General features: G+C 62.2%; 12 protein-coding genes and 1 pseudogene. 2 read left to right on the top strand and 11 right to left on the bottom strand.

Going from position 1 to position 11,162, the window contains the following annotated elements; translation table 11 throughout:
• A pseudogene (locus tag EOA79_RS33150) lies at window positions 1–323 on the top strand (SOS response-associated peptidase family protein); the annotation flags it as partial.
• A 52-nt stretch (window positions 324–375) separates the two neighbouring features.
• Here EOA79_RS33150 and EOA79_RS07670 read toward each other — a convergent pair.
• From EOA79_RS07670 to EOA79_RS07640, 7 genes are all read right to left on the bottom strand, one after another.
• Window positions 376–933: a hypothetical protein gene (locus EOA79_RS07670; protein ID WP_127213871.1), complete on the bottom strand. Its 558-nt coding sequence runs from the start codon at window positions 931–933 to the stop codon at window positions 376–378.
• Window positions 930–1,712 carry a DsbA family protein gene (locus tag EOA79_RS07665; RefSeq protein WP_127213870.1) on the bottom strand — a complete coding sequence of 261 codons (783 nt, stop codon included), beginning with the start codon at window positions 1,710–1,712 and terminating at the stop codon, window positions 930–932. The genes EOA79_RS07670 and EOA79_RS07665 overlap by 4 nt, the downstream gene beginning before the upstream one ends.
• Window positions 1,713–1,749: 37 nt before the next feature.
• Window positions 1,750–2,433: an SCO family protein gene (locus tag EOA79_RS07660; RefSeq protein ID WP_245466661.1), complete on the bottom strand. Its 684-nt coding sequence runs from the start codon at window positions 2,431–2,433 to the stop codon at window positions 1,750–1,752.
• 60 nt (window positions 2,434–2,493) lie between these two features.
• Window positions 2,494–3,030, bottom strand: a complete 537-nt coding sequence (locus tag EOA79_RS07655) for a TlpA disulfide reductase family protein (RefSeq protein ID WP_127324783.1) — start codon at window positions 3,028–3,030, stop codon at window positions 2,494–2,496.
• Window positions 3,031–3,037: 7 nt separating this feature from the next.
• Window positions 3,038–3,478 carry a DUF411 domain-containing protein gene (locus tag EOA79_RS07650; RefSeq protein WP_127324782.1) on the bottom strand — a complete coding sequence of 147 codons (441 nt, stop codon included), beginning with the start codon at window positions 3,476–3,478 and terminating at the stop codon, window positions 3,038–3,040.
• Between the two features lie 34 nt (window positions 3,479–3,512).
• Window positions 3,513–4,889 carry a multicopper oxidase family protein gene (locus tag EOA79_RS07645; RefSeq protein WP_127324781.1) on the bottom strand — a complete coding sequence of 459 codons (1,377 nt, stop codon included), beginning with the start codon at window positions 4,887–4,889 and terminating at the stop codon, window positions 3,513–3,515.
• A 200-nt stretch (window positions 4,890–5,089) separates the two neighbouring features.
• Window positions 5,090–5,563, bottom strand: coding sequence for a hypothetical protein (locus EOA79_RS07640; protein WP_245489846.1), 474 nt, complete (start codon window positions 5,561–5,563; stop codon window positions 5,090–5,092).
• Between the two features lie 38 nt (window positions 5,564–5,601).
• Here EOA79_RS07640 and EOA79_RS34070 point away from each other — a divergent pair, with 38 nt between their 5' ends.
• Window positions 5,602–5,790: a DUF1059 domain-containing protein gene (locus EOA79_RS34070; protein ID WP_095832655.1), complete on the top strand. Its 189-nt coding sequence runs from the start codon at window positions 5,602–5,604 to the stop codon at window positions 5,788–5,790.
• Window positions 5,791–5,968: 178 nt separating this feature from the next.
• Here the strand turns inward: EOA79_RS34070 and EOA79_RS07630 are convergent, their stop codons facing one another.
• From EOA79_RS07630 to EOA79_RS07615, 4 genes are all read right to left on the bottom strand, one after another.
• Complete coding sequence (locus EOA79_RS07630; protein ID WP_127213866.1) at window positions 5,969–6,409, bottom strand: YqaA family protein; 441 nt, start codon at window positions 6,407–6,409, stop codon at window positions 5,969–5,971.
• Between the two features lie 13 nt (window positions 6,410–6,422).
• On the bottom strand, window positions 6,423–8,099 hold the full coding sequence (locus EOA79_RS07625; protein WP_245489845.1) for a multicopper oxidase family protein: 1,677 nt from the start codon (window positions 8,097–8,099) through the stop codon (window positions 6,423–6,425).
• Window positions 7,991–8,455, bottom strand: coding sequence for a Cu(I)-responsive transcriptional regulator (gene cueR / locus EOA79_RS07620; RefSeq protein ID WP_127324780.1), 465 nt, complete (start codon window positions 8,453–8,455; stop codon window positions 7,991–7,993). Before cueR ends, EOA79_RS07625 begins: the two co-directional genes overlap by 109 nt.
• Window positions 8,456–8,525: 70 nt before the next feature.
• On the bottom strand, window positions 8,526–11,060 hold the full coding sequence (locus EOA79_RS07615; protein WP_127334683.1) for a heavy metal translocating P-type ATPase: 2,535 nt from the start codon (window positions 11,058–11,060) through the stop codon (window positions 8,526–8,528).
• Between the last annotated feature and the right edge of the window lie 102 nt (window positions 11,061–11,162).

Genomic DNA, 11,162 nt, shown 5'->3' with positions numbered 1-11,162 from the left:
GTCTTGTGCCGGCATCGGCCTTCTTCGAGTTCACCGGAACGAAGTACCCGAAGGCAAAGCACCGATTTACTCCCAACGGCGCCCCGTTCATGACAATCGCGGGGCTTTGGCGCGAAGCGGGCGGCAACAACCCGCCGTCCTTTCGCATGCTGACGACCGGTCCTGGCCCGGACGTTGCGCCCTATCACAGCCGTTAGGCCGTAGTTATTCAGCCGGAGAACTGGTCCGCCTGGCTGAACCTGACAAAGCCGGAAGGTGAGTTGCTGCGGCCGCTTCCACCCGGGTCTCTTTTAGTTGAGACGGTTCGTCCTGAGGCACAGTGACCATTCTGTCGCTTTCCATCATCGAGACCTGGCCACTCTGTCGTGTAATCGATCATTCGCCTCCGCCGCAACCGTCCGACAGATTCCAGACATCGACGATCTGTTCGCCCGTGAAGCCGTGCTCGCGGATCAGGTACTTGGCCAGCCCCCCATACACACCCCAGCGCCAGCACTGGCAGCAGCACGGTCCTTTTTCGTTGGAGTTGGCCAATGCAAAGTCGTAACGGCGCTGTTCGTCGGCAGTGAGTTGCCGATCATAGTAGTGGATCATTTGCTGCGCGGTGACGGCCGGAATGTCGTATGGGTCCTGCGGGATCATCGCGATGACGCGGTATTTCACCAAGCCCTTTACCTGCTCGGTATAGCGTTTCATCTCCATCGGGCTGCAGCACGAGCCCTTGATCCGCGACATCGGCGGCATGGTCGCGATCGACGCCGTGAATTTGGGGGAGCAGGTGGCGTTGCCGTTCTGGCTAAGATCCTGGAAACGACTTGCCAGGCCGGCGTCGTCCTGGGCCTGTGCCGCAGCCTTGAATCCCGGCAGTCTAGGCATTGCCGTGGCGGCGATGACGCCCAAAACGATCTTTCGCCGAGTTGGGGTCGCGTTCATTTTCGTGTCCTGGCCTGTTCGAGCAGTTTCTTCAGCGTCGCTAGGTCGGTCGCTCCAGGAAATATCTGATCGCCTACGACGAAGCCTGGCGTGCCGGTGATCCCTAGCGCCTGCGCCAATTCAGTGTTGCGGTCGATCGACGCCTGGATATCGGGCTGCTGCATGTCGGTCTTCATGCGGTCGACATCGAGGCCAGCATCGGCGGCGATCTTGAGCACGGCTGCCTCCGTCACTCTCGTCCTAGAGCCGTAAAGCGCTTTGTGAAACGCGGCGTATTTGCCTTGCTTATCGGCTGCCAGCGCGGCTTTCGCCGCGAATACCGAATCCGGGCCAAGGATGGGAAACTCCTTGTAGACGATCCTGAGTTGCGGATCGCCTGCAACGGCCTGATCCATGATCGGCGCCATCATCCTGCAATAGGGGCAATTATAGTCGAAGAATTCGACAAGGGTGACATTGCCCTCAGCATTGCCGCCAACCGGGCTTCGTTTGTCGCGGAAGAGGTCGTCCGCCCGCGCCTTGACCACCTGCTTTACTTGGGCGGCCTGCGCTTGGCGCTGGCGCTGGTCCAGACTCTGCAGTGCCTGCACGAGAACCTCCGGATGGGCCAGGATATAGTCGTGTATCCGCTGATCGAGCTCGTCATGGGACATTTCGCCCGCCGCAATCGCCGGTTCCCGAGCGCCGGAATCGAGCAGGAACCATCCCGCCAGGCCAGCAATGAGCAGCATGCGGACGATGCCGCGAGGACGGCTTGCCTGTCTTGCCGTGGTGAACATGGATTTCCTCTTAATTTGTCCGTTGAATGGTCCTGTGTCACAGCAGGTTCCGCAATCTTGCCAGCCAGCCTTTCTCCGGCTCGGTGTGCGGTCGTTCAAGGTTGTTGGTGAGCGCGTTGATCATGGTGACCAGATTGACCGGGGCGAAGTTCAGGCCGTGGAAATTCGCGCGCCAATGGCCCTCCTTGTCGATCACGTGCGTGACGATGCCGTGCATCTGGTAGGCATCGTCGGTCAGCGTGAATTTGTGGCCGAAGGCTTCGGCAAGCTTGCCGGTCGCGTCGTCGGATTGATCCTGCGTCGTGGTCAGGAACAGCCAGTTGGCCGGATCGAGCCCATGCGCCGGCCCATAGGCGCGCAGCACGTCGGGCGTGTCCCGCTTCGGATCGGTGGTGACAGTCACGAAAATGACCTGGCCCTTCATCGGCGTGGCGTTCACCATCTGCTGCACCTCCGCGAGCTTCTCGGCATGGAGCGGGCAAACGTCGGGACACGAAGTGTAGACAAAGTGCAGCACCACCACCTTGCCGCGCAGGTCGGCGAGCCGCACGACGGCTCCATCGGCGGCGCGCAGCGTGAAATCGGGGGCCGGCTTGTCGATCGCCTGAAAGTACTTCTCGTCGTCCTTCAGCAGCTCATTGACCTCGTCCAACGAATGCGCCCGCGCGCCAGGGATGAAGCTGGGAGCCAGCACCGCTATGGCAACAAGCCCGCGCAGCATCGGCCCCCATCCATTCCAGGTCGACAAAACTCCGCACGCTCTGGTTCGCAAAAGCATCGGTTATTTCCCTTCTCGGTTCGCGGCGATAAGGCCGCGGATGAACTCGGTCATCTCGGGCGAGTCCCATTCGGCCGGGCCAATCAGGCGGCCGATCTCCCTGCCGCTGCCATCGATCAGCAGGGTCATCGGAAGACCGGGCGCGCCGAGCGTGAACATCGCCTTGGCCGAGCTGTCGATGTTGAGGGCAAGATGCATGACCCCGGTCTCGGCGAAGAATTTCTTCACGACATCGGGTCCCTTCCGGTCCATCGACAGCGCGACGACCTCGAAGTCTGGCCCGCCGAGCGTGGCCTCGAGGCGGTCGAGCGTCGGCATTTCCTTCCGGCACGGGGCACACCACGTCGCCCAGATATTGAGCAGCACTAGTCTGCCGGAATAATCCTCGAGCGTTTTCTGCTTGCCCGCGCCGTCGGTGAAGCTGATTGCGGGTAAGGTGGTGGGCGTTTCCGGAACGACAAAATCCGACGTCGGCCCGGCCGCCGCCGACCCCGCAACCAGCAGCAGCGCGAGCGCGATGACAAGGTTGGCAGACGTCATGGCTCCCTCACTCTGTCGCATAGACGGTCGGCGCCTTGCCGTCCTTGGTGAAGGCGTAGATAGTCCAGGTCTCGCTCTTTTCGCCGCCCATGCCGGGCGCGCCAGCCGGCATGCCAGCCAGCGTGATGCCCGCGATGGCAGGTCGCTCGGTCAGAAGCTTCTTGACGATCTCGACAGGCACCAGACCGTCGACCACATAACCGTCGACCATCATCGTATGGCAGCCTTCGAGGTCGGCGGGCACGCCGGCATCGCTGCTGATCTGAGAAAGATTGTTGACCGGCTTGATGTCTACCTTGAAGCCGTTTCGTTCGAGATAGTCGGCATAAGCCTCGCAGCAGCTGCATTGCGGGTTCTTGTACATCACCGCGTCAATCGTCGCGGCGAGGGTCGGCAGCGGCATGGCGATCGCGAGGCCGATGGCGGTGAGGGCATGAGGCAGTTTCATAGTCGGTCCTCCTTTGAAATTGCTATGCGAAGGATCAGGTCACCCGGAAGACGGTCATCAGGCCTGCCATCTGGTGGTCGGCGACATGGCAGTGCAGCATCCAGTCGCCGGGATTGTCGGCTACGAAGGCACATTCGACCGTGTCCTTCGGCGCGAGCAGCACCGTGTCCTGCCATTGCCGGTGCGACACCGGCGAGCCGTTGCGGGCAAGGATCGACAGGCTGAACCCGTGGACGTGCATCGGATGCCACCAAGCCGTCTGATTGCGAATCGTCAGGTGGCAGGTGACGCCTCGTCGCAGCGTGAACTGCGGTACCATGCCGGCGTGACCGTCGCCGGTCATCGACATGCCGTTGATCGCCCAGGCAGCCGTGCCGTTCATGCCCATGTTCATGCCAGACATGCCCATCATCCCGCCGACGCCCGCGAGCTTGCCGCCGCCCATCATGCCGCCTTGCAGAACGATCTCCTGTCGCAGGGCTTTGGCGAGATCAGGCTCCGGCAGGGGATTGCGCGGTAGCGCAGTGGGCCGCTCCAGGGGATGCACCCTGAGCGGTGGCGCCTTGTCATAGGCAAGCGTGGCCAGCGTGTAGGCAAGGCCGTCGTAGAACTCGTCGATTACGCGATACCGGCGACCCGGTTTGCCTTGCATGTGCAGCGCCATGTCGACGCGCATCGCCGGCCCCAGCACGACGCGGCCGTCGTCCGGCTCGTGCGGGTCGCACGGCTGGCCGTCGATCGCCAGGATGACCGGCCGGTGGCCTTCAAAGCGCAGCGCCATCATGCGGGCAAGCGCGGCATTGGCGAGCCGCAGCCGGATGCGCTCGCCAGCGCGCACACCGTGATCGGCCGGTGCCGAGCCATTGATGGTGACGAGGTTGCCGATCCGACCTGACATCGTGGCATCCATCGCGCTGCCGAAGCCACCGGAGATCTGGCCATCGGCGGCTAGCCGCCAGTCCTGCAGCAGCCAGATCAGATCGCGGTCGAATTCGACAAGCTCTGCCTCCTCGACAATGAGCGCGCCCGCAAGGCCTCGACCGAGCTGCACCAGGCTGTCGGCATGCGGATGATACCAGAAAGTGCCGGCATCCGGCGGCGTGAACTCATAAGTGAAATTTGATCCCGGCGCGATCGGGGGCTGGGTCATCCCGGGCACCCCGTCCATGGCGTTTGGTAAGCGGATGCCGTGCCAGTGAACGGTGGTGTCCTCGGCCAACCCGTTCTCTACAGTGATCCGCACCGGCCGGCCTTGCCGTAGGCGCAGCACCGGGCCGGGAATGGTGTCGCTGTAGGCCCAGGTCGGAGTGGATGGGCCGCCGGGACCAGTCAGTCGCGCCTGGCTTGGCGCCGCCCTCAAGGTCCGTTCGTCGATGGCGGATCCGCGGGCGGGACGTATTGGCAGCGACATGGCAGCCCCTGACGCTGCAGCGAGAAAGCCGCGACGCGACAGCAAAAGACGTGAACCGGAATTCATTTATGCGCTCTACGATCTCGATCTGCGACGGGCATTGCGGCATGAACCGGATTGCCGTGCGCGCCCGCATCACGATCGTGTGCAAAGCGGGCGATCAGACGCCAAGGATCAGCCGCTGTGCGGCCGATACGGCATCAGATGAGAGCAGTGGGTCGGGGAGGGGATGGGTCGGGCAGGGAACTTCGCCCGCGAAGAAGGGGAGTGGGCAGCGCCCGGAGCTGCTGCATGCCCGGCACGATCATCACGGCCGGATCCTGCGGCAGCACCGCGAGGACGGGGGCGATGCAATCCGGCGGACAATGCATCGGGCCAGTTTTGCCGCTTGTGTCCTTGCACGCCTTGCAGTCGTGGTGCATGGCGCCGTCAGCCATCTTGCCCATTCCGTCAGCGGCCGGCATCGCCATGGCGTTCTCGCTTGCCATCCTCGACGACATGACGCTTGCCTGGGCGACAGACAGGCTGAACCCGGCGGTCAGCAAGACCGCGAGCAGCATGGCCAGGAGGTGTTTTGGCGACAATCGAGCCATTGTCGGCCTAGCGTAGGGCAAAGTCCGGGTTTTGCAAGTCGCAACGTTGACCGAAAATTCATTGACAAGAGCGGCGTTCACTCGCCTCCTTAAGTGTTCTCTAATGTACGGAGGCAGCAATGCCATACACGTATCGATGCAGAGATTATCCGGGGATGGAGGCTTGTCCGGGGAGCTTCACGGCAGAGAGCGCGGAGGAAGTCATGAAGCATGTCGAGCTTCACGCGAAGTCTGCCCATGACGAAGACCCCAATCAATGGTCCCAAGAGGATCGGCGGCAGTTGCAAGCGCTGGTGATCGCCAGCTAGGCCTCAGCGCCGATGACCGTAAGGCTGTCGGCATATTCACTCGGCTGGCGCGAGATCGGCGATCGCAGATTTTCGGCGATCTCGACGGACGGTGCTCTTCGGTCCGCGATTGTAGCAGCCCGTCGCGCCTTTTCGGTCGACTCTTTTCGCCCAAATGCAACAAGGTTGAGGGCGCCGGTTAATTCGCCGCCCATAGACTTACCAGGGTGACTGCTGCGTACCTCGCCGCCTTTCCAAGGCCGACTAAAACCACGAACAAGGCGAGCCGGACCCGTGCCGCGCCTGCCACGACGGTGAAAGCATCTCCGACCACTGGCAACCATGCGAACAAGAGCGTCCACGCGCCATAGCGGCGAAACATGCGGCTCGCCCGCTCAAACTGCCGGGGAGTGATAGGGATCCATTGCTTCGACCGGAGCGCGTCGATCCCCCGGCCCAATATCCAGTTCACAACCGAGCCCAGCGTGTTGCCGATGGTAGCAACCGTAAAGAGTAGGGCCGGATCGCCCCGACCGGTCGCCAATAGGCCAACAAGCACGACCTCAGACGAAACCGGCAGCACCGTTGCCGCTAGGAAGGCGCTGACGAACAGCGAACCGTAGACTGCCAGCCCAGTCACTATGAAGGGCCGATTATGCCCGCACGTCGACGACACCCATCATGCCGAGCTGTTCGTGCTCGAGGAGATGGCAGTGATACATGCGCTGGCCTGGTCGCTCTTGTCGCAACAAGAGCCGGACCGTCTCGCCGCGTGCAACGTTGACCGTGTCTTTCCAAGCAAGATAGGGTGATTTCGTGACCTTGCCGCCGCGCTCGTGCTCGATTACCTGGAACTGCGTGCCGTGCAAATGGAACGGGTGATCCATGTCGGCTTGGTTGACGATCTCCCAGAGTTCGGTCTGACCAGCCTTAGAGACAATGTCGATACGGCCCATGTCGAAGGCCTTGCCATTGATCAGGAACCCCATCTGCCTATCGGTGGCAGTCATGGTCATGGTTTCGGTCAACACGAGGCGCCGGCTGGCGGTGGGGTTCCCGAGCTGAGCGATCGGCCGCAGTCGCTCGGGAATCGGGGGCACGGGCCCGGCAAGATTGTCTGAAACATCGACTGTGAGCAGCGTCAGCCCGGCATCGGCTGGACGGCCTGGGCCCATCCAGCCGCGGTCGTAGTCTAAGGTGTATAGCGTAACGGGGCCTGACTTCTCGAAAGATACGACAAGTTCAAGACGCTCCGCCGGGCTGAGCAGGATCTCCCTTGCTGCCACCGGCGCCTCCAGCAGCCCGCCGTCGCTGCCGATGATGGTCATCGGCGCGCCATCGAAAGCGAGTTTCAGGTAGCGCGCATTGGTAGCATTATAAAGCCGAAAACGCCGTTTCGCGCCCATTGCTACCGAGAGCTTCGGGTTCTTCTGCCCATTGACCAGTACGTGGTCCCCGACGCGGCCGTTCATCAGGTCCGTCATAGTGTTTTCGGGCATAGAGCCGTCGGCGGCGAGCCTGAGGTCGGTGAACACGAGCACGGTGTCGCCATATTCGGCCGGCACGGGATCGGTTTTCGCCTTGACCACGAATGCGCCAGCCAAGCCGCGATAAACCTGCTCGGCTGTCTTGCCGTGCGGATGCGGATGGTACCAGTACGAACCGGCCGACCCTTCCGGCAGGTCGAAGACGTAGACGCGGTCCGCCCCCGCGGCCACAGGGTACATCGGATTGCCGTCCTGGTCGGCCGGTACCGGCATGCCATGCCAGTGGATTGTGCTTTGCTCGCCCTCGATCCTGTTGGCGAAGGCGATCTCGACCCGGTCGCCCTCATAGGCCTCGATCAGCGGCCCGGGGCTCATACCGTTATAGGCAAGGATCGGCGTGTCCAGTTCTTCGGCGAACCGCGCGACGGTGGGTTCCGCCGTCAGCTTTGCCTTGAAAAGGCCGGGCGTGCTGGCCTCGCTGGCAAGCAGTGGCAAATTGCGCAGCGCCTCGCCCTCGGGAAGGGCGACGGCGCCTTTCGCCATGGGGCCCATGTCGTGCCCGGCATGGCCACTCATATCCATTCCCGGCATGGAGTCCATGTTGGACATGTCCATCTTCGTTTGCGCCAGCGCCGTGGAACTGGCCAAAGTCGCCAAGCTTGCCACAAGAAATTCGCGTCGATGCATGTAATTATCTCCTAGGTCAAATTCCGCGTCTCGAGTACGCGCAGTGTTCAGAAGGCGTGGCGAGGCCGGACGCCGTCGACGGCGGGCTGCCGACGCTTGCGGGGCCTGGCTGGTCCAGCGTCGTGCCCGCTGGAAAGGTCTTCGATGATCGGACAATGCGGCCGATCATCCCCCTGACAATGCTCAGCCAAATGACGCAGCGTCTTGGACATATCGCGAAGCTCGCGCATCTTCCGCTCGAGTTCCGCGACATGCTCCAGGGCGATACGCTTGACATCGGCACTGGTGCGTGATCGGTCGCCCCAAAGGGCGAGCAGATTGGCCATCTGGTTTACCGAAAAGCCGAGATCCCGGGCGCGCCGAATGAAGCGTAGGGCATGAATGTCGCTGTCCGAATAGACGCGATAGCCGGCGTCGGTTCGGGCGACATTGGGCATCAGGTCAATTGACTCGTAGTAGCGGATCATCTTGGCCGAGACACCTGACGCGGCTGCGGCTTCACCAATGTTCATGACTCTCCTTTCTTTCAATCTCTGCGACGCCTGCAGCTGGACGCTTGGTAAATAGGTCTGCACATTTCTGTCACGCCGCTAAGGCTTTCCCGGAAGCTTGTTTGGCTTGTGATCCGTCGTGCAGCGGTGCGCGGAAGCGTCTGAGGCGCAATGCATTGCTCAAGACAAAGACGCTCGAAAGAGCCATTGCGCCAGCGGCGAGCATCGGAGACAGAAGCGTCCCGTAAGCTGGATAGAGCACGCCGGCGGCAACCGGGATCAGCGCAATGTTGTAGGCAAAGGCCCAGAACAGATTCTGACGAATGTTAACGATCGTTGCCTTAGAGAGCGCGATCGCATTCGCCACGCCGCGAAGATCACCCGACATCAAGACGACGTCGGCGCTTTCTATGGCGATGTCCGTACCCGTTCCGATTGCGATGCCGACATCCGCAGCGGCGAGTGCCGGTGCGTCATTGATGCCGTCGCCAACGAAGGCAACGCTGGCGCCATGCCGGCCGAGCCGCTTGATGGCGTCGACCTTGCCATCGGGCAGCACCTCGGCGACAATTTCGTCGATGCTGATATGCCGTCCGATCGCCTCCGCCGTGAGGCGGTTGTCGCCGGTCACCATGGCTACCCGAAGGCCAAGCGCGTGCAGCGCCTCGATCGCCTTTGGCGTCGACGCTTTGATCGGATCGGCAACCGCGATGATCGCGGCAAGCTTGCCGTCGATGGCGGCGTAGAGGGGGGTCTTGCCCTCGTCGGCAAGACGCGTTGATGCCGCGGCAAAAGCCGAGATGTCCAGGCCGAGCCGGGTCATCAATCGGTCCGCGCCGATCACGAGCTCGCGGCCTTCGATGGTTGCACTGACGCCGAAGCCAGGGATGGCGACGAAATCGTTGACATCGGCAAGCACGAGGCCGCGACGCTGGGCCGCTCGCACGACCGCCTCTGCGACCGGATGCTCAGAGCGAGCCTCGACGGAGCCGACAAGCCGCAGCACGTTCGCTTCATTGAATCCATCTGACACGATGAAATCCGTCAGGTCGGGTCGGCCCTCGGTGAGAGTGCCGGTCTTGTCGAGCGCGATGATCGTGGCGTCACGCAACGTCTGCAGTGCATCGCCTTTGCGGAAGAGCACACCCAATTCGGCAGCGCGTCCAGTGCCGACCATGATCGAGGTAGGCGTGGCGAGGCCCATTGCGCAGGGGCAGGCGATGATGAGCACCGCGACCGCGTTGACGAGCGCGAACGAGAGGGCAGGGTCCGGCCCGAAGAAGTGCCAGACCGCGAAGGTGAGCACGGCAGCCGCGATGACAGCTGGCACGAACCAGGCCGTGAGTTTGTTCACGAGCGCTTGAATCGGCAGCTTTGCGCCTTGGGCAGCTTCGACCATGCGAATGATCTGGGCAAGCAGTGTCGCCGCGCCGACCTTGGTGGCACGGAAGGAAAAGCTGCCGGTCTTGTTGATCGTGCCGCCCACGACTTCTGCGCCGATGCCTTTGGCGACAGGCAGCGGTTCGCCGGTCATCATGGACTCGTCGATGAAGGATGATCCTTCGACGATCTCGCCATCGACGGCTATCTTTTCGCCCGGTCGCACCACGACCATGTCACCCACCCGAACTTCGGTGACTGGCACTTCGACTATAATACCATCCCGGACGACGCGCGCCGTCTTGGGCTGCAGGCCCACGAGCTTCTTGATGGCCTCGCTGGTCCTGCCCTTAGCCTTGGCTTCCAGGGTACGGCCAAGCAGGATGAGCGTGACAATCACGGCCGCCGCTTCGTAGTAGACGTTCGCTGTGCCCGCCGGCAACACATTGGGCATGAAGGTCGCGACAAGCGAGTAAGCCCAGGCGGCACCGGAGCCGAGGGCGACAAGTGCGTTCATGTCTGGCGCGCCCCTGAGCAACGCCGGCACGCCTTTGCGGAAAAAGCGCAAGCCGGGACCGAACAGGACGATCGTGGTGAGGACGAATTGCAGGCGCCAGTTCCAGTCGCCAAGCGTCATCATTACCCAGTGATGGAACGCCGGCACGAGATGAGACCCCATTTCGAGAACGAAGACGGGCAGCGTCAGCAGGGCCGCCCAGGTCAGCGAACGGCTAAGCGTGTGGATTTCGGGGGCGCGTCCATCGCGCTCGCGGTCCTGTCCCGCATCCGACAAGATCTGCTGCGCCTTGTAGCCGGCCGCAGCCACCGCGCTTTCAAGGGTTGCGGCCTCCACAGAACCCGTCGCGACGCGGACGGTTGCGCGCTCCGTTGCAAGATTGACAGTGGCGTCAGTGACGCCAGCCACAGCCTTCAGCGCCTTCTCGATGCGACTAACACAAGAGGCACAAGTCATTCCCTCGATCGCAAATTCGAGCGTGTCTGTGCGTGTCTGGTAGCCGACGGCCGATACCGCTGCGATTACCGGAGCAAGGTCGGGCTTGCCGGCAAAGGTCACCTCGACACGTTCCGTCGCGAGATTGACCGATGACGAGACGACGCCGGGGGCTGAGGCGATCGCCATTTCGACACGCCTCACGCAGGAAGCGCAGGTCATGCCTTCAATGCCAAGCTGGATCACGAGATCAGTATCGGATCCGGCTGCTGCATCGCGAGTGATGGCGTTCATTATTCCGCAACTCCATTTTTGGTGGTTGCAGCAACACATAAAGGTTCCAGTGATGGGAAGGTCAAGAGCTAAAATTTTGCCTGGTATCGTCTAGGCGTCCAC

Source organism: Mesorhizobium sp. M1A.F.Ca.IN.020.03.2.1, assembly GCF_004023205.1.
Lineage (GTDB): Bacteria > Pseudomonadota > Alphaproteobacteria > Rhizobiales > Rhizobiaceae > Mesorhizobium.
This window is presented reverse-complemented; position numbering and strand designations above follow the sequence as displayed.